Annotated in this window: 15 protein-coding genes and 1 tRNA gene; 9 read left to right on the top strand and 7 right to left on the bottom strand. The window is 33.5% G+C overall.

What is annotated here, in order from left to right; all coding sequences use genetic code 11:
• Window positions 1-138: T9SS type B sorting domain-containing protein (locus HM982_RS08970; protein ID WP_179352803.1), on the top strand; the 138-nt coding region annotated here is incomplete at its 5' end.
• Between the two features lie 424 nt (window positions 139-562).
• On the opposite strand, the gene HM982_RS08965 is transcribed toward HM982_RS08970, so the two are convergent.
• On the bottom strand, window positions 563-2,086 hold the full coding sequence (locus tag HM982_RS08965) for an OmpP1/FadL family transporter (protein WP_179352802.1): 1,524 nt from the start codon (window positions 2,084-2,086) through the stop codon (window positions 563-565).
• A 36-nt stretch (window positions 2,087-2,122) separates the two neighbouring features.
• The gene (locus tag HM982_RS08960) at window positions 2,123-3,196 is read right to left on the bottom strand and encodes a hypothetical protein (RefSeq protein WP_179352801.1); all 1,074 of its coding nucleotides are present in this window, start codon (window positions 3,194-3,196) and stop codon (window positions 2,123-2,125) included.
• 101 nt (window positions 3,197-3,297) lie between these two features.
• On the opposite strand from HM982_RS08960, the gene proS reads away from it, so the two are divergent.
• From proS to rpsT, 3 genes are all read left to right on the top strand, one after another.
• Window positions 3,298-4,776, top strand: coding sequence for a proline--tRNA ligase (proS, locus tag HM982_RS08955; RefSeq protein ID WP_179352800.1), 1,479 nt, complete (start codon window positions 3,298-3,300; stop codon window positions 4,774-4,776).
• Between the two features lie 110 nt (window positions 4,777-4,886).
• Window positions 4,887-4,958: transfer RNA gene (locus HM982_RS08950), tRNA-Glu, on the top strand.
• A gap of 23 nt (window positions 4,959-4,981) precedes the next feature.
• Entirely contained in the window at window positions 4,982-5,233 is a 252-nt protein-coding gene (gene rpsT / locus HM982_RS08945) for a 30S ribosomal protein S20 (protein WP_179352799.1), read from the top strand.
• Between the two features lie 64 nt (window positions 5,234-5,297).
• Here the strand turns inward: rpsT and HM982_RS08940 are convergent, their stop codons facing one another.
• The gene (locus HM982_RS08940) at window positions 5,298-5,450 is read right to left on the bottom strand and encodes an SsrA-binding protein (protein WP_179352798.1); all 153 of its coding nucleotides are present in this window, start codon (window positions 5,448-5,450) and stop codon (window positions 5,298-5,300) included.
• Between the two features lie 592 nt (window positions 5,451-6,042).
• Between HM982_RS08940 and HM982_RS08935 the strand changes: the two genes are divergently transcribed.
• Window positions 6,043-8,004, top strand: a complete 1,962-nt coding sequence (locus tag HM982_RS08935) for an endonuclease (protein ID WP_179352797.1) — start codon at window positions 6,043-6,045, stop codon at window positions 8,002-8,004.
• A 77-nt stretch (window positions 8,005-8,081) separates the two neighbouring features.
• On the opposite strand, the gene HM982_RS08930 is transcribed toward HM982_RS08935, so the two are convergent.
• Window positions 8,082-10,445 (bottom strand): M56 family metallopeptidase, encoded by a 2,364-nt coding sequence (locus tag HM982_RS08930; protein ID WP_179352796.1) that lies wholly within the window; start codon window positions 10,443-10,445, stop codon window positions 8,082-8,084.
• 3 nt (window positions 10,446-10,448) lie between these two features.
• On the bottom strand, window positions 10,449-10,808 hold the full coding sequence (locus tag HM982_RS08925; protein ID WP_179352795.1) for a BlaI/MecI/CopY family transcriptional regulator: 360 nt from the start codon (window positions 10,806-10,808) through the stop codon (window positions 10,449-10,451).
• 165 nt (window positions 10,809-10,973) lie between these two features.
• Between HM982_RS08925 and HM982_RS08920 the strand changes: the two genes are divergently transcribed.
• Window positions 10,974-11,924 carry a calcium/sodium antiporter gene (locus HM982_RS08920; RefSeq protein WP_179352794.1) on the top strand — a complete coding sequence of 317 codons (951 nt, stop codon included), beginning with the start codon at window positions 10,974-10,976 and terminating at the stop codon, window positions 11,922-11,924.
• Between the two features lie 457 nt (window positions 11,925-12,381).
• Here the strand turns inward: HM982_RS08920 and HM982_RS08915 are convergent, their stop codons facing one another.
• Together HM982_RS08915 and HM982_RS08910 are read right to left on the bottom strand one after the other, a co-directional pair.
• Window positions 12,382-14,223, bottom strand: a complete 1,842-nt coding sequence (locus tag HM982_RS08915; protein WP_179352793.1) for a T9SS type A sorting domain-containing protein — start codon at window positions 14,221-14,223, stop codon at window positions 12,382-12,384.
• Between the two features lie 364 nt (window positions 14,224-14,587).
• Complete coding sequence (locus tag HM982_RS08910) at window positions 14,588-15,604, bottom strand: glutamine synthetase beta-grasp domain-containing protein (RefSeq protein WP_179352792.1); 1,017 nt, start codon at window positions 15,602-15,604, stop codon at window positions 14,588-14,590.
• 178 nt (window positions 15,605-15,782) lie between these two features.
• Between HM982_RS08910 and HM982_RS08905 the strand changes: the two genes are divergently transcribed.
• From HM982_RS08905 to HM982_RS08895, 3 genes are all read left to right on the top strand, one after another.
• Window positions 15,783-17,969, top strand: a complete 2,187-nt coding sequence (locus HM982_RS08905) for a glutamine synthetase III family protein (protein WP_179352791.1) — start codon at window positions 15,783-15,785, stop codon at window positions 17,967-17,969.
• A gap of 250 nt (window positions 17,970-18,219) precedes the next feature.
• Window positions 18,220-18,357, top strand: a complete 138-nt coding sequence (locus tag HM982_RS08900; RefSeq protein WP_179352790.1) for a hypothetical protein — start codon at window positions 18,220-18,222, stop codon at window positions 18,355-18,357.
• Window positions 18,358-18,606: 249 nt separating this feature from the next.
• The gene (locus HM982_RS08895) at window positions 18,607-19,785 is read left to right on the top strand and encodes an AIR synthase related protein (RefSeq protein WP_179352789.1); all 1,179 of its coding nucleotides are present in this window, start codon (window positions 18,607-18,609) and stop codon (window positions 19,783-19,785) included.
• Window positions 19,786-19,790: the final 5 nt, after the last annotated feature.

Genomic DNA, 19,790 nt, shown 5'->3' with positions numbered 1-19,790 from the left:
CCAGAAGGCGAAGGTTGGGATGGAACGTTTAATAACAGTCCATTGCCAACGAGTGATTACTGGTTTACAGTAGAATATGATGAGCCATTGACCAATGTACGTAAAGAATTTAAAGCCCATTTTACATTGAAACGATAAATGAGGACTAAATCATAAAATTAAAAGCCTGAGCATTATATTTTGCTCAGGCTTTTTTATATAAATATTCTTATGATTAATAAGAGGTAACTTAAGTTATTTTAAGCTATAGTATATTAACTTGTAGTGGAGGTTTAATAGATTTTACAGTTAATTTATGGGGGATTCTCAGCTTGTCTAAATCTCGTTCATTAGAATTTATTAACTAAGTATGATTCTCAAACTGGTAATAATAGTATGGTGTATATTGTGAGGTTAGAATGTTATTTGAGGAGAAATTAATTCATAAATTTTCAGATAAATCTAATTGTGAACTATTAAAATTAAGATGTTTTAGTTGTTGTTTTATTTTGAGTACTCGGGCATAAAAAAAAAGCCTAAACACAAGCATAGTGTTTAGGCTTTATGATAAAATTTAAGTCTTTTATAAACTGAAACCCAAAGTTAAAATAACATCTGTATATTTTGAGTCAACTGAAACGGCATCTGTTAATCCAACACTGTATAGTTGATGATTAATATCGCGTTCAGCTTGACTAAAAGCAAGGTCTAGAGTCAGGTTACCAAAATTATAGCCTAAACCTAAAGAATACCCTGTTAAATCACCATAGAAATTATCATCTTTATAGGGACTTTCTTCTATGCGATAACCACCTCTAAAGCTAATTTGTTTATAGCGGTATTCACCACCAAACCTGTATGAAGCAGCTGTATCTAAGCTGTTGGTTATGTCTGTATTCAAGCTAGAAAAATACATGTCTGAAGTGGGTTTAAATTTTGTGTTGCTATAATCCTTAACCGAATAATCAAAACTGATTAAGCCCTTTTTTCCAAAAACATAAGCTAAACTTCCTGTTAGTTTACTAGGGGTTTGTAATTTGTATTCTTCATATATATTAACAACATTTGGGTTCACAGGGATGTAATCTGCACCGCCACCACCATCTCGTACGGTAGTTCCAAGGTATTGCGAAGTTTCATCAGAGATTCGATACCAAGTAGGAGAATTGTAGGATAAACCAAGTCTTAATTCATTAGTTAACTTAGCAATACCACCTAGTTGAAAAGAAAATCCACTTCCTGTAGTAAGAAGATTGTTTTCAAAATCGACATTAGTAACAGTTGAGGCAGCATTAGAATTAGATTCTTCAAGAAATGTACTGCGTTCATAATTGATAAAATGCGAATTAAGGTTCAAGCCAAAGTAAAATTTATCATCATAACTTGTCGATAAATTAAAGGCTAATTTTCCATTGTAACCTGAACTCGCATAGGCATAGCGCTGGTTATAGTTGCCACCACCAATATTAGATGTATAGGACGTATTGTCGTCTGTATCACTAACAGGGTCAAATATAAAGCCTTCATAGCCTAAAAAAGCTTGTTGATTTCGAACTCCATATATAGAACCGATTTCAGAATAAGCTTGAGATATTGATTCTCCAGGAAGCGCAGAAATTTCATCAAGTCTTAGACCTTCTGCATTATTTAAAAAATAGTTACCAATTGTGTTATTTGGATTTGTGCCATTGGCTAACCATTCGTCATCAAAATTTGCAGTTTGATCATAAGCTACACCTATAGTAAAATTTTTCCATGGCGAATTTGAATTCATGTTATCGAAAACAAAAGTAGCACCTAGCTGATTTAAATCAATATTGGTGTTGGAAGCTGAATTACCGCCGTTGAAATAACTAATGGTATTATCTTTATTAAATCCACCCAAAGAGAATGACGCATGGCTTTTGTTAAAAATTGCAGAACCTGCTGGGTTAATATTAACTGCAGACATATCGCCTCCTAATGCTCCAAAAGCACCACCCATGGCCTTAAAACGTGCTGTCCCTTGTATGTCATCTTTAGAATATCTAACAGCATCTGTGATATCTTGTGCTAATATATAAGATGAGGACAGTATGCCTATGCTTAGCATAAGTAATTTTTTCATAAGTAAATTTTTTAAAATTTGGAATTAATAATAAGATTATCCTCTACCACGTCTACTACTAGATGAACTACTACCACTACTGCTTGATCTAGAGCTTCCAGAAGACCTTACTGTTCCTGATGAAGATCTTGAGCTACTAGAGCTAGATCGCGTCGTTGTACCAGAAGACCTTGAGCTTCGAGTAGGTGTCGTTGCTCTAGAATTAGATCTGGTTGAACGGGTTGTGCTTGTCGATCGCGTTGTAGTAGGTCTAGTTGTTCTAGCACTAGTACTTGACCTAGAAGTACGTACGCTTGATCGTGTTGAACTTGAGTTTCTAAACGTTCTAGCTGAAGTGTTTGATCTAAGGCTCGTCCTTTGACTGCTTCTAGTTAAGGCAGCATTAGATGATCTACGTACAGAATAATCTCGTCTTGATAAAGCAGCATTACTTCTACTACTTCTGCTTAAGTTGTTATTGTAAAGTAAAGAGCCTCTTCTAGAGTTACTGTAAGCATACCTATTGTTGTTTCTGTAATAATTATTGTTCCAACCCCAATTATTATAGCCGTAACCGTAACCATAGCCATAACCATAATGCCAAGGTGAATGGTAGCCATAGCCGTAATATCCACCATAAGCCCAATGGTTATTCCATCCCCAGTTATTCCATCTCCAAGGTTGTCTCCAGCCATAATCTGCATAGCCAAATCCAACATTCCACATCCAAGGGCTATTGTAGCCATACCATCCATTATCTATATAATTAATAGTAACTGTGCTGTTGTCTTGCCCCCAACCACCATAAGGTTGTTCTTCTACAAGTGTGTCTTGAGCGTTTTCAACATAATTACCTTCATAAGAATCTACATCAGTAAATATTTCACTTTCTTCCTTTATAGCGTCAACTTCTGCTGAGTTTTCAGCAAAGTAATTTTTATAATAGCTAGAGCTGTTAGTTGAAGTTGTTGCGACAGGTTCTTCAGTTTCATTAACGTAGTCTTCCGAAGAATAAATACCGTCATTGTCATATCCAGCATACTGGAAAGATCCACAAGAAGTTAACACCGTTGCTAAACCAAGTGCAACAAAAAATGGCAATTTTTTAGTTATAATAGTTTTAAATTGCATATCTCTTTTTTTTTATTGTTGAACATAGTAAAAATAGTTAGTTTTGTTGAACTATTTAATACTTTTAACACAAGCACAATATTTGTGCCAAAACATATAAAATGAGCAAAAATCTTACAAGTAGAGCTGAGGATTATTCAAAATGGTATAATGAATTGGTGGTTAAGGCCGATTTAGCAGAAAACTCTGCGGTAAGAGGCTGTATGGTTATAAAACCCTACGGTTATGCTATTTGGGAAAAAATGCAAGCCGAATTAGATCGGATGTTTAAAGAAACAGGGCATGAGAATGCTTATTTTCCTTTGTTTGTTCCTAAAAGCTTATTTGAGGCTGAAGAAAAAAATGCTGAAGGTTTTGCAAAAGAATGTGCAGTTGTGACACATTATAGATTGCAAAATGATCCAGATAATGAAGGCAAGCTTAGAGTTGATCCTGAAGCTAAACTCGAAGAAGAACTTGTGGTTAGGCCTACAAGTGAAGCAATAATATGGAACACTTATAAAGGGTGGATCCAAAGTTATAGAGATTTACCTATAATGATTAACCAATGGGCAAATGTGGTCCGTTGGGAAATGCGAACCCGTTTATTTTTACGTACCGCTGAATTTTTATGGCAAGAAGGACATACGGCACATGCTACAAAGGCAGAAGCATTGGTGGAGGCAGAGCAAATGAATGATGTGTATGCTGATTTCGCACAGAATTTTATGGCTATCCCTGTTGTTAAAGGTGTGAAAACAGAAAGTGAACGTTTTGCGGGTGCAGTTGAAACGTATTGTATTGAAGCTTTAATGCAAGATGGAAAAGCTTTACAGGCAGGAACATCACATTTTTTGGGTCAAAATTTTGCAAAAGCATTTGATGTTAAATTTACAAATAATGAAGGGAAGTTAGATCATGTCTGGGCAACGTCTTGGGGGGTTTCTACGCGATTAATGGGCGCTTTAATTATGACACATAGTGATGATAAAGGTTTGGTTCTACCACCTAATTTAGCACCATCTCAAGTTGTCATTGTTCCTATATTTAAGACTGATGAACAATTTGAAGCTGTTTCGGAGAAAGCTGCAGGAATTATTGAAGAACTTAAAGCTTTGGGGGTAAGTTGTAAATTTGATAAAAGAACAACACACCGACCAGGTGCCAAATTTGCACAACATGAATTGCAAGGTGTTCCGTTGAGAATTGCAATAGGTCCTAAAGATTTAGAAAATAATACTGTTGAATTAGCTCGACGTGATACTTTAACTAAAGAAGTTGTTCAAATAGAAGGATTAGCTACAACAATTAAAAATCTCTTAGAGGTAATTCAGGATGAATTGTTTAAAAAAGCACTCAATTATAGAGATGAACATATTACCGAAGTCGAAGACTTTGAAACATTTAAAAAAGTACTAGAAACTAAAACAGGTTTTATTTCTGCGCATTGGGATGGTACTGCAGAGACAGAGCAGCTGATTAAAGAGCAGACTAAAGCAACGATTAGATGTATTCCTATGAACAATAAAAAAGAAGAAGGAAAGTGCATATATAGTGGTAAACGATCAACTCAACGCGTGCTTTTTGCAAAGGCTTATTAATTTTTTTTAAAAAAAAGTTGTTTTATTGTTGCACAACTTAAAATTAGTTGTAAATTTGCACCCGCAATGGAAACATTGTTGGTTCATTTAAATAATATTATAACCAAAATGGCCCGTTCGTCTATCGGCTAGGACGCATGGTTTTCATCCATGTAAGAGGGGTTCGATTCCCCTACGGGCTACAATTTTAATAAGAAGAAATAAAATGGCAAATCACAAGTCAGCTTTAAAAAGAATAAGAAGTAACGAAAAAAGACGTGTACTTAACAAGTATCACCATAAGACTACTCGTAATGCTATAAAAAAATTACGTGAGCTTACTGATGCTAAAGAGGCACAAACAATGTTACCTTCAGTTATTAGTATGGTAGATAAATTAGCAAAGAAAAATATTATTCATGCTAATAAAGCTGGTAACTTAAAATCACAGTTAACTAAGCGTGTAGCTGCAATGTAAGTTGTAGTTCTTACTAAGATATATGAAAGTCTTTCCTTAACAGGAAGGGCTTTTTTTTTGCTATTTATTCAATAGCATTTTTAGTTACATAGACGCGCCAGCCTACAATTGCAAGTTGTAATTTAGTGGCTTTGCTAAGGTCTAATTGTTGTTTAGAGTAACTAGGGAGAATGGCCTTATTGATTTTTGCAATAAGTTTAAAGAACGATTTCTTCATAATTTTAATTTGTAACTTTTAGCTATGCTTAGTATTATACTAATAAAAAAGTGAGTTACAAAATTAGTAAAACTTATTCTAGAACTAAGTTTTACTTTTTTTTTGGGTTGAACAATTATTGATTTAGAAGCTTGAAATAATAATATCAATAATAAGGTGTGCTAATGTCATCATAATGGTTGGGTTTTAGAGGTTAATAAATCGGTTATTTGATTGATTGAGTTTTCAATATATAATCTTAACATCTTATGTTCCAAATAATTTATATAAAATTAGCGAATTTAGATTGTGATTTATAACTAAATAAATGATATCTATTTCGGTTTTATGTGACTTACCTATAATAAAGTTTTAATTTTTAATTAAAATTGGTTAATAGTGTTGTTATTTGATAGTTTTCAAGGGGGTTTTTAACCCCTTTTTTCATAATGTAGAGAGCTTTGGTTGTAAAAATGGCTAAAATCTTCATTTTCATCTTTTTTTTATTTTGACATTTATGAGAAATTTCATGTTTTAAATAAACTGTTTTTTGTATTTAATCTGTACATAACAGTTAGACTTAATAAAATTCTATATTTGTAAAAAAAAGAATATGAAAAAAATTACAATGGCAATCTTTTTATTAATTTCTGGATTGAGTTGGTCTCAAGTTTTAGTGATTAATGAGTTGGATGCCGATACACCAAGTATAGACACGCACGAGTTTATAGAATTAAAGTCTCAAACTCCAAATTTTTCAACAGATGGCTATATTTTAGTGTTTTTCAACGGCTCTAGTAATGGTGGCGACCGTAGTTATTTTGTTTACGACTTAAATGGCTTAACAACAGATATCAATGGTTTGTTAGTTGTAGGGAGTGCAAACGTGACCCCTTTTCCACAATCTCTAATGGCTGAAAATGTGATTCAGAATGGACCAGATGCTGTAGGTATTTATCAAGCTTCTATAGATGACTTCCCTGAAGAAACTATTGCCACGCAAACCAATTTAATTGATGCGATGGTTTACGGTACTAATGATTCGGATGCTAGTGGATTATTAGAAAAGTTAGGCGAAACAACCCAACATAATGATAGTGGTACTAATGCAAACCCAAAATCTATTCAGCGTTTTGTGGACGAATTTGGGAATGAAACTTTTTCATCAGAAATTCCTACACCTAGAAGAGAAAATGATGGTTCAGGTATTACTGTTACAGCGATAGATATTTCAGTAGCCGAAACTCAAATTGATGAAGGAGATGTATTTGATATTACGTTTACGGCAGATACTAATATGACTTCAGATTTAAATTTTAATATAAGTTTGAATAATTATGGATTTAATACCGCTGACTTTACAGGCGAAACAAGCCTTACGATTCTATCAGGTGAAAATACCACGAGTACCACAATTACAATAGTTGATGATGAGTTTGATGAAGGTGATGAAGTTTTAAAAATTAAATTTTTAGATCTCATAGAGCCTATTGTAGCTAATAATGGTGATGTTGAAGTACGTGTTGTGGATAATGATTTTACAGTTGCGGCTTATGGTACACCTTTAGAGCCAACTTATGGGATTGTTGAAAGTACACAGCCAAATGGTTATTATAATAGTACAGATGGCTTAGCTGATGCAGAATTAAAACAAGCATTACAGGATATTGTTGCTGATCCAAGTGTTGTTAGAGCGCAGACTTATGCCGATGTGAATGATATATTGATGGAAGCTGATCAAAACCCAGCGCATAGTAACCAAGTCTGGTTAGTCTATTTAGAGGAAGGTCGACCAAAATTAGATATTCAAACCAATTCATTAAGTACTGGTAAATGGAATAGAGAACATACGTTTCCGAGATCTCGTGGTGGGTTTGATAGTATAGAAGAGGATGAAGTAGCAGACGGAATTGATATTTATTGGACTACAGAAGCAGATTCTTTACGTCATGGTAATTCTGATGTACATGCATTAAGAGCTGCAGACGGTCCTGAAAATAGTAGTAGAAATAATCAGTTTTATGGCCAATACAATGGGCCAACGGGTACTGCAGGAATGTTTAAAGGCGATGTTGCCAGAGGTGTCTTTTATATGACGGTACGTTATAATGGCTTAGAAATTGTAAACGGATTTCCAGAAGGTAACGTTGGGCAGTTTGGTGATTTAGAAACCTTGCTAGAATGGCATAGAAATGATCCGCCAGATGACTTTGAAATGAATAGAAATAACGTCGTTTATAATTGGCAGAAAAATAGAAACCCTTTTATAGATCAACCCGATATGATAGAATATATTTGGGGGAATATGATTGGTGAAACATGGAATCAACCTTTAAGTGTTGAAAATGTAACGGCACTTAACGTTTCTGTTTTTCCTAATCCTACAACCGGTCGCGTTTATTTTTCGGGTTTAAATACGGCTACTACTATTGAAGTGTTTGGTATGGATGGAAAACTTTTAATGCAATATCAGTCTGTTGAAAATTACATAGATTTAGATCTTACCTCAGGTATATATCTTTTAAAGTTAACTAGTAATAATCGTTCTGTGATTAAGAAGGTTATTGTAGAGTAATAAAAATACTTAATAAATAGAAAGCCAAACTGAATGATTTTAGTTTGGCTTTTTATTTTTTAATAGAAGAAAACTAACTACGGCTGCTTTGTTCTAGCAATTAAAGCATCTTCATATTTGCCAAATTCTATATTGGGAATACCGTCGTTTACTTTCCAAGAAGAACTACTTTTTTTACCATCTCCATCGCTTAAACTAATTTTTATACTTGTAATTTCCCCAGACTTATTTCGCTTTAGTTTTGAATACTTAACCGTAATTCCAGCGGCTTTAAAGTTTGTTTTATGACTGTCTAAAATTTTATCTGTTGTAAATTTTGAAATATAAGCGATGTTAGCATTTTTAGAAGGGTCTTCATCATCTGTAAAAGTAAGATGAGTTACTTCAGTTCTAATCTTAGATAAATCGTCTTTTTTTGAATTGTAATTTTTCTCTGTAGAACTGTCTTTTGTAATTAACTGAATAACTCCATGCTTCCCTTTTTCACCGTAAGCGCTAATTGCATCCTCACCTTTTAAAACCGTCATGCTTTTGATAACATCAGGATTTATAGACTTTAAATATGCTGATGCAACAGGGCTGCCATTTACAATTATTAAAGGTTTTGGTGTGTTATAAGTTTGTTTTTGGATATTTTTATAAATCATTTCTGGCTGATGAACCGTAATTTCTTCATTAAGTTTATTAATCTTTATTGTTTTACCATCTTCATAATAATAGTCAGATTTCTCTTTTGATAAACGTTGTACAGCTGAAGAATCGATTAATCTATAATATAATGTATCAGTAGGCTGTTCTGTTTCATAAACCATTAGTGTTTCTTCAATGTGTTCTGATTTTTGAATTGTAATAACACCATAATTAGTGTCACTCATTTCAAAATAGAAAGGTAAAATACCCTTTTCAATTGTTGCACTGTGTTTTGCAGTACCTTTTTTCGACTCAAAAACGATATCTATGGAACTTATGAGATGGTTTTGATTTCGTTTTAAATGTTTTATTTCCATGTTGACACCTTTAGACTTTAATAGTGTTTTAACGTCATTAATACGTTCATCACTCATTTGATTGGTGAACTTAATTTTTATGCTTTCAGAAACAATAGAATCCTTTAATTGTTTTTGGCCTTTATTTGTTTTTTCTTTGGATTTATGCTGTAGTTGCTGAAATCTTTTTAAATCCTCTTCATCTTGGATACCTGTTTCTAGAATAGCGTTAATTGCTCGCTTTGTAAGTGCTTCTATTGTGCTTTTATTTTTAATGTTCTCTTTGTTGTCAAATTGTAATGTGGCACCTTCGATGCGCCCGACATAACCTCCTTTGTCGCCAAACCATTCTTTATAAATTATGAAGGCATCTATTGCAGATTTAGAAGTGCTCACACCATAACTGTGATTATTTAGTTTCAAGAAAATACTAGCTAATTCATTAGCATCATTTCTGTATATTTTACTAAAAACTAACGAGCCACCTTTGCGTTCTATAGCTCGACTCATGGCACTAAGTTCTGTATCTGTAGTGTTTTTAGTGACTACAAATTGGGTAATTTCTTTTGAAGTTATCTCTGCTTTATTAGTTTCAACATAGATGTTTTTTGTGTTCATACTTAATAATAGACCAGCCAAGAGCGGTAATACTAATAAAAATTTCCACTGATTTTTGTTGTTTGATCTTGATTTGTTTAACATAAGGATTCGTTTTTTGATTGATGAATTGTAAAAATTATTAGATAATGACATGTCGTGATTAGCAACACTGGTTTTCAACAATAAATGCTGATATTGTTTTTTAGTCTTAGATAGTTTTTGTGTTTTAGAATCGGCTATATATTCTAAATTTTGACGAACTTCTTTTCGGTATAACCAGATTAGAGGATGAAACCAAAATAAAATACATCCTAATTGAGTAAATAAAATATCTGTAGAATGCAATTGATCAACGTGGACTTTCTCGTGTGTGAGAATTAATTGAAGGTCTTGATTCTTATAAGTATCTGGATTATAAACAATCCATTTAAAAAAAGAAAAAGGCGAAATCTTATTAGGTACAATCACATAGGTGTATTGATTTTCTTTTTGTTTTTTATTTTTTAAAAGCAACACCATTAAGGATCCGAATTGCAATAGGAACTGCATAAAAAAGACAATCAATCCAACCCCATATATTATAAGAATAAGTTGATACCAGTCGAAAACTGTTTCTGGTTGTGTATTCGTGAAATTAGAAGTTGTTGTAGAAGTTGTAAATATTGATTCATTAATGGTTACCGGTTCAATAGGTATATAAATAGGAATCACTATGAATGGAAATAATAAAGCAATAACTAAACCTATTATTAGAAACCACCTGTTGTGTTGAAAAAATGTTTCTCTCTTAAGAAAAACCAAAAAACAGAGGTAGAATATTCCTATGACTATAGAGGCTTTTAAAAAGTACGCCATAATTTATTTTTGGTTTTCAATTAATTTAATAATGTCTTTAAGCTCATCGACACTTATTTTTTCTTCTTTGGCAAAAAAAGACACGACATTTTTATAAGAGCTATTAAAGTAATTTTCAATAGCTGAGTTCATAAATTTAGTTTTATAGCTCTCTTTAGAGACAATAGGGTAGTATTGGTGTGTTTTACCATAGGCATTATAACTTACGTAACCTTTTTCTTCTAGATTTCTCACAATAGTAGATAAAGTGTTATAATGCGGTTTGTTTGTTTTTATTTCAGCCAAAATATTCTTAACAAAAGCTTTTTCTAGCCTCCACAGGATGTGCATTATTTCTTCTTCTTTGTTGGTGAGCTTCTGCATGTCAATAATCTTTAAGTATTTGTTTTTTCAAAATTACAACTATTTTTGTAGTTATACAACTAATTAAATAGTTGTGTAACGAAAAGTATAGTTCTTAGCAACTGTAAAAATGAAGTGTTATCTTCGCAACAAAATAAAAACAGAGTAGTAAATTAAATAAAATACATGAGTATAGTCCTAGTTTTTGCTGGTTTGGCGTTGTTAGTTGTTGGAGGTGATTTTTTGGTTAGAGCATCGGTAGGTTTATCTTTTAAACTTAAACTCTCTAAGTTAGTTATTGGGATGACGGTAGTATCTTTTGCTACATCAGCTCCAGAATTATTAGTGAGTTTACAAGCTGCCTTAGATGGCGTTTCAGATATTGCCTTAGGGAATGTTATTGGGTCTAATATAGCAAACATAGGTCTAGTTTTAGGTATCACAGCTATTATTTCACCATTAGCAGTAGATAAAGATTTCTATAAACTGAATTGGCCAATGATGATGTTGATTTCCTTTGTGCTGTATTATTTCTTGTGGAACGACAACCTGTTATCCGCTATGGAAGGTGGAATTTTATTTATAGCCTTAATTGTTTTTTTGATTGTTTTAATAAGAAGCTCTAGAAAGTCTATAAAAGCAAGCACTAGTGAGGTCGATGATACGCTTGCTGTTGTTTCTAACTTCAAAATTGTGATGTGGTTGTTAATTGGTGCTGCAGGTTTGTATTTTGGATCTGATTGGTTGGTACAAGGAGCTAAGCAGTTAGCTACTTCTATTGGTATCAGCGATTATGCTATTTCAGTAACCGTTATAGCCATTGGTACAAGTGTGCCAGAACTTGCTGCTTCTGTTATAGCTGCGTTAAAAAAAGAGAAGGCCTTATCTTTAGGAAACCTTATAGGGTCAAATATTTTTAACATTGCTTCTGTATTAGGGTTGACAGCAATAGTGAAACCTATTGCGGTAAATCCAGAAACACCAGAAATTCTTTCTACTAATATTTTTTGGATGATTGCTTTTGCTGCCGTTTTAATTCCATTGATTTTAATTCCTAAGCGTTTTGAAATAGGAAGACTTAAAGGAATGCTCTTATTTGGGGCCTATATTGTTTTTATATTTATAGCGCTTAAGTAAGGTTTTCTAAATTTACTGTTGATTCAAGTGAAATTCTTTCTATTACTTTCTTAGTGACTCATTATATGTTGGTTTATTTTTAAGATTAATTTAGTGCTATAAGTAGTGCTAAACTTTTAATTTTTATTGGCTCTATGTTAGATTACTAAAATGATAAAATAGTCGAATTATATTTTTAGTAGGGGTACAGCGCATAGTATAAACATATGATTAATAAACCTTTGATTGTCTTGACTAATTCAGTTAATATCAGGTCTAAACACTGCTTGAGTCAATTAACAAATAGCTTAGCTATGACATATTAAGTTGTGTGAGCTATTTAAAAAACTACATATTACTGGTTATTTGTTTAAAGCGCATCAAAGAAGTAAGAGGTTAAAATAGAAAAAGCCTCCTGAAAAGAATTTTCAGGAGGCTTTTGTATTACAGTAAACGATGAGTTTACTATTCCGTTTGCTTATTTTGAAACTACAAACTTCTCAGTAATACTTGTATTACCTGTTGTAACTTTATAAATATATAAGCCAGGAACTAAATTATTAGTGTTGAATTCAGCCTTGTAAACTTGACCAGGATAAGCTTCTTTGTTAAAAACTTGACCAATTTTACGACCATTTATATCAAATACTTCTACCTGAACGTCTCCTGTCGTTTTTGGTGTGAACTCAATATAAGAAACACCGTCTGTTGGGTTAGGGAATGTTCTAAATCCTAATTGATCAGCATTAAGTGTTTCTACATTTAGTGCATTATAATGAGCCTCTGCATACGCTGCGTAGTTAAACTCTTCACAAGTTCCAACAGCAATAACACCATCAAGATCATATGCATCTTCAGTTGTTGATAGATCATTATTATTTACAATTTTTACATAATAGATGTAATCAAAATCACCAGCGTCTGAAATGTCAATTGCATTATCTGATTTACATACCGTACCTGCAAAATGATAATTAATATCATCAGCAGAAACATACACGTCAGCAAACTCTCTATAAGTGTCGCAACCCCAAGTGTTCTGGAATGTCGTTTCAATAACCACTAAGTCTGGTCCTGCCGTATTGTAAACTGCACCACCAAAAGTTAAAGTGATTTCTCCACCATAACCAAGTGAAGTGAATACATATTCATCAGTTTGTTCAGGAGCTCCAAGTACGTTTTCTGGTGTGTCAGTTCTTATAGCGTCAATGTCGCCGCCATTTTTAGTAGTACCTTCAACGTAGTTAAAAAAGTCTATAGGGTAACATCCTGCAGGAGTTGGCTCAATAGCTTCATTACAACCTGTTAAAGCAATAACACCATCTAAATCAAAACCATCGTCTGAAATTGAATCACTAGGCGTTGTGTCTACAATCTTAACTTCAGTAATATATGTAAGTTCAATAGGAGCATTACTAATGTCTAAATCGCCAGCATCATCTGTAAGAACAGCACCTATAAGGTAAAAATCTATACCGTTTTGAGAGACGTAAATATCAGCAGATTCTGGGTAGTTAGAAAATGAATAGTTACCAAATGTTGTTTCAACAACTTCGATATCTGGTCCTTCATTGTTATAAACAACACCATCAAAAGTAATAGTAACTTCTCCACCGTAACCTAAAGATAAAAAGTTCAATGTATCATCAGCTTCAGGTTGACCTAGAGCATTGTTGGTATCCATACGTTCTGCAGGCAAAGCGTTTCCATCTTTATCAAGACCAGGGACATAATTTAATGCGCCTGAGCCGTAGCAAAAATCAGCAGGAATTTCTTCACAACCATTAACGGCTTCTATACCGTCTAGGTCATAACCATCACCAGAATTTATGGTGGTATCTGTAATTCTAATTTGTGTTACGTAATCTAAGTCTAAGCCTTCAAAATCAATCATTCCATCACGACATACAGAGCCGTATTCAACCCATATATCACCATTTTGAGATAGTTCTATCAATGCGGTTTCATCATCAGATGTACCACAAGAGTCACCTGAGAACGAAGTTTCATAAATGATAATATCAGTTCCTGATTGATTGTAAACAGCACCTCCCAAAGCGAGTGTAATGCTTCCGTTTATTCCTAAAGAGTAAAAGCCTCCTCCAGCGTTAGCTTTGTCGGGTGTTTGTAATGCAGCATTCACATCAGAACGATCTGCATTTACTGAGGTTCCATCTGATTTAGTCCCTTGCGTGGAGGCAATTACTTCAACAGCATTACAACTGTCTTGCGAATTGTCCTGAAAGGCATTCAGATTCATTGTCATAAAAGTAGCAGCTCCACATAAAACAGGGAGTAGATGCTTTGTAAAGTTCTTCATAAGTATTTACATTTGGTTAATAACTGTACAAAATTATGAAGGTATTTTATGGTAGAATAATAAAAACGAAGACTGTCTTGCAAAACTCGATGAAATGATGAGTATTGCTATGAGTTACGGATTTTAACGATGAAAGGTAATTTGTTGTAAGTTAAGCTTTTTATTAAGGAAAAAGTGGCTTAAAAACGCTTAATTTCTTAAGATAAAAAAATATAATTGTAGTTGTAAGTCTATGATTATTAATCAGATTATATACTACTTGTAATTGTATTGTTTAAGTTGATGAATTTTAATTTTTTGATATAAAAAAAGGCCGTTTAGAGGGTAAAATCTAAACGACCTTTTTTAAAATTTTATGAGCTAATTAAGATTTAATATTAGCACTATTTACAGTTTTAATAATTATACCTGCAATTTTATATGGATCACCGTTAGAAGCAGGACGACGATCTTCTAACCATCCTTTCCAACCTTTCTCAACAGTAATAATAGGGATACGAATAGAAGCACCTCTATCTGAAACGCCATAGCTGAAATCGTCTATAGAAGCAGTCTCGTGCTCACCAGTTAAACGCTCGTCATTAAATTCACCATAGACTTCAATATGTTCTTCGGTAACAGGTCTAAAGGCTTCACATATTTTCTCATAAGTTTCTTGAGAACCACAAGTTCTTAAAACAGTGTTAGAGAAGTTAGCATGCATACCAGAACCGTTCCAGTCTCCTTTTACAGGTTTTGGATGGTAATCGATATAGTAGCCATATTTTTCAGTCAAACGATCTAATAAATATCTTGCAATCCAAATTTCATCTCCAGCTTTTTTAGCGCCTTTAGCGAACAATTGGAACTCCCATTGTCCTGGAGCAACTTCTTGGTTAATACCTTCAAAATTTAATCCAGCTTCTATACAAAGGTCAGCATGTTCTTCAACAATATCTCTTCCCCATGTGTAGCGTCCTCCAACAGAACAATAATATTGTCCTTGTGGGCCAGGAAATCCACCTCTAGGGAATCCTAGTGGTAAATCTGTTTTAGTATCCATTAAAAAATATTCTTGTTCAAAACCAAACCAGAAATCATCATTGTCATCATCAATAGTCGCTCTTGCATTAGAAGGGTGAGGTGTTCCATCAGCACTTAAAACTTCTGACATGATTAAAAAACCATTTTTTCTAACGGGATCTGGATAGATAGCAACAGGTTTTAATAAACAGTCTGAAGCACCACCAGAGGCTTGCTCTGTCGAAGATCCATCAAAAGACCAAATTTCACAATCTTCTAATTTACCACTAAAGTCTTCTACAACCTTAGTTTTGCTTCTCATATTTTGAGTTGGTTCATGGCCATCTAGCCAAATATACTCTAATTTTGATTTACTCATTTTCGTGTGGTTTACTAATTTATAATATCACAAATATTGCTTTTTTTTTTAATAACGTCAAATAATTTAGGGTGTTTTAGGTTGTGTATTGTAAAAAAATGATAATAACCCTATTTTATAGGGGGTGTCTTTTGTGATTTTAAATATTTCGTATTTTTGCCCCAAAAATATTATCAATATGTCAACGCTCAGATTCCATGCTGTTAAAGCATCATTAAAACGAAAACCTTTAAAAATTAAAGAGTCTAAACGACGATCAGAAATCTTTGGCTCTTATGTTTTTAATGAAGCAGCCATGCGTCAATATTTAACTAAGACGGCCATGAATAGTGTTATAGAAGCTATTGAAAAAGGGACAAAAATAAACCGTCTTGAAGCAGGTCATATTTCTACAGGAATGAAAGAGTGGGCTATTTCTAAAGGAGCAACACATTACACCCATTGGTTTCAGCCTTTAACTGGCGTTACCGCAGAAAAACACGATGCATTTTTTGAAACGATAGAAGGGGGTATGGCAATTGAGAAATTTGGAGGCGACCAATTGGTACAACAAGAACCTGATGCGTCTAGTTTTCCGAGTGGTGGTATTAGAAATACTTTTGAAGCTAGAGGCTACACAGCTTGGGATCCTACGTCTCCAGCTTTTATTTACGATGGTACTTTATGTGTACCAACGGTTTTTGTTTCTTACACAGGTGAAGCATTAGATTATAAAACACCACTTTTAAGAGCTTTGCAGGTTGTTGATAATGCTTCTGTTGCCGTTTGTAAATATTTTGATAAAAATGTTAAAAAGGTTACTGCGTCTTTGGGTTGGGAGCAAGAGTACTTTTTAATCGATAGTGCTATGGCAGCATCTAGGCCAGATATTTTGCTTACTGGTCGAACAGTTTTTGGGCATTCACCAGCAAAAGGTCAGCAACTAGATGATCATTATTTTGGAACCATACCAGCGAGAGCTTTGGCTTATATGCGCGATCTAGAATATCACTGTATGTTGTTGGGGATTCCAGCTAAAACAAGACATAATGAGGTGGCGCCAAATCAGTTTGAATTAGCGCCAATATACGAAGAAGCTAATTTAGCTGTTGATCACAACACCTTGCTTATGGATATCATGCAGAAAATAGCTAAACGGCATAATTTTACCGTATTAATGCACGAAAAACCTTTTGCAGGTGTTAACGGGTCTGGTAAGCATAATAATTGGAGTTTAAGCACAAATACCGGGGTCAATTTATTATCTCCTGGAAAAACACCAATGAGTAATCTTCAGTTTTTAACCTTTTTTATTAGTACAATTAAGGCGGTTCAAACTCATGAAGAATTATTAAGGTCTGCAATTGCTTCTGCTAGTAACGACTACCGATTGGGGGCTAATGAAGCGCCTCCTGCTATTATTTCGGTTTTTATAGGGGAACAGTTAACTAAGGTTTTAAATGAGTTAGAATCTGTAACCAAAGGTAAATTGTCACCCAAGGAAAAAACAGATTTAAAACTTAATGTGGTTGGTAAAATACCAGAGATTTTAAGAGATAACACGGATCGAAATAGAACTTCTTCTTTTGCTTTTACGGGTAATAAGTTTGAGTTTAGAGCTGTTGGGTCTACTGCAAACTGTGCGAAGCCAATGATGGTGTTAAATACTATTGTAGCTAAACAGTTAATTGATTTCAAAATTGAAGTTGATGAGCTTATCGATAAAAAAGACATGAAAAAGGATGATGCTATTTTCAATGTTTTAAGAGAGTATATCAAAACTTCTAAAGCCATTCTTTTTGAGGGTAATGGCTATAGTGAAGCTTGGGAAAAGGAAGCAAAAAAACGAGGCTTAAGTAACAATAAAACCACACCTGAAGCTTTAAAAATTAAAAAAGCAAAATCAACAATAGCCCTTTTTAGTAGTTTAAAAGTTATGAATAAGGTTGAAACGGAAGCGCGTTATGAGATTGAGATGGAGGAGTACATTCTTCATGTTCAAATAGAAAGTCGTGTTATTGGCGATATGGCTAGAAATCATGTTGTTCCAACGGCTGTAAGATATCAGAATATTTTAATTGAAAATGTTACAGGTCTTAAGGCGATTTATGGTAATCAATATAAAGATTTTGCTAAAGAGCAATTAGCCTTAATCGAACAAATATCACAACATATTGAAGCGATTAATTCTTCAGTTACAAAAATGATTGGGGAACGGAAAACTTGTAACAAGGAAACTAATTTAGAAAAGAAAGCTGATGGCTATTGTCATAAAATTAAACCGTTGTTTGAGGATATCAGATACCATTGCGATAAATTAGAACTTATGGTTGACGATGGGCTTTGGCCGTTAACTAAATACAGAGAGCTTTTGTTTACTAAATAAGTGATTTTTTTGTTTGTTAAATAGTGATTTCTTGAGGTCATAAGATTGATTATTAGAGTTTAAATGGACTAATTTATACGTAATACTACGTACGTATTTTGAGTTTGAGTAAATGTTTTATGTCGTTTGTCGATAACTTCAAACTAATAATCGAAAAGGTGCTAAAGTCATGTGAAATAATTGATAATAGTCATTTCTGTAATGCCTTTGTTTAGTATTTTTGTAGTGCTATTAATCAATATTTGTAAAAATGAAAAAGTTACTATTAAGTGTAGCTATTCTTGTTGGTGCAACTTTAATTCTTTCACATGGTAGTTCAGAAAATCTGAATGAAGTAGTCAAAGAAGATGTTGTGAAAATCCAACCTAAGCTACAAGCAGAGTCTTAAATTTTAAGATAATTGTTATTATTAACATAGGGATGAAATTGATAATTCAGTTTTATCCTTTTTTTTTTAATATTTTTCTTCCTATTGGCTTTATTTAACTACTCTGACAAAGTTTTTTTTAATACCGGATCTCATATGTGTTTCTCGGGTAACAATAAAATTGAAAACCGTAATTAATTCCAGCCTAATCATTCCGTATAATTAAACGCAATCCTTATTTTTGCACCACCAATACAAATAAATAGTCCTATGAGTAATTCGGTTAGTAAGAGATATGCACAAAGAGGTGTTTCTGCATCAAAAGAAGATGTGCACAATGCCATAAAAAATATAGACAAAGGCTTGTTTCCTAAAGCGTTTTGTAAAATAGTTCCTGACTATTTAACTAATGATGATGATTATTGCTTGATTATGCATGCTGATGGCGCAGGAACTAAATCTGCATTAGCCTATATGTATTGGAAAGAAACAGGCGATTTATCTGTATGGAAAGGTATAGCGCAAGATGCATTAATAATGAATATTGATGATTTACTTTGCGTTGGTGCTACCGATAATATTATGCTATCTTCAACCATAGGAAGAAATAAAAACCTTATTCCGGGCGAAGTAATTTCAGCAATAATTAATGGTACAGAAGAATTAATAGAAGATTTAAAATCTTTTGGAGTCACTATTCATTCTACAGGTGGTGAAACTGCCGATGTTGGTGATTTAGTTAGAACTATAATTGTAGATTCTACAGTTACTGCTCGTATAAAACGAAGTAAGGTTATAGATAATGCCAATATTTCTGAAGGTGATGTTATTGTTGGCTTAGAGTCTTTTGGTCAAGCTTCTTACGAAACAGATTATAATGGCGGTATGGGAAGTAATGGCTTAACATCTGCAAGACATGATGTGTTTTCAAAATATTTAGCCGAAAAATACCCTGAAAGCTTTGATGCTGCTGTGCCAGAGGAGTTAGTCTATTCCGGACAAACTAAATTGACGGATGCTGTAGAAAATTCACCTATAGATGCTGGGAAATTGGTATTGTCACCAACCCGGACTTATGCACCAATTATAAAAGCAATTCTAAATACTTATACAAGTGAAGAAATCCACGGTATGGTCCATTGTAGTGGTGGTGCCCAAACTAAAATTCTTCACTTTGTTGATCAGTTTCATATTATAAAAGATAATATGTTTTCAGTTCCTCCGTTATTCAAACTGATTCAAGAACAATCAAAAACTGATTGGAAAGAGATGTATCAGGTATTTAATTGTGGACATCGTATGGAATTATACGTAAAGCCAGAGGTGGCAAACGCTATTATTGAAATTTCTAAATCTTTTAACGTAGACGCAAAAATTATTGGTCGTGTGGAAGGTGCAAATCAAAAGAAGTTAACAATAGAAAGCGAGTATGGAACGTTCACTTATTAATTTCT

Origin of the sequence: Winogradskyella vidalii (assembly GCF_013403955.1) — a bacterium.
GTDB classification, from domain to species: Bacteria; Bacteroidota; Bacteroidia; order Flavobacteriales; family Flavobacteriaceae; genus Winogradskyella; species Winogradskyella vidalii.
Note: the sequence above shows the minus strand (reverse complement) of the source record. Positions and strands in the feature narration are given on the sequence as shown.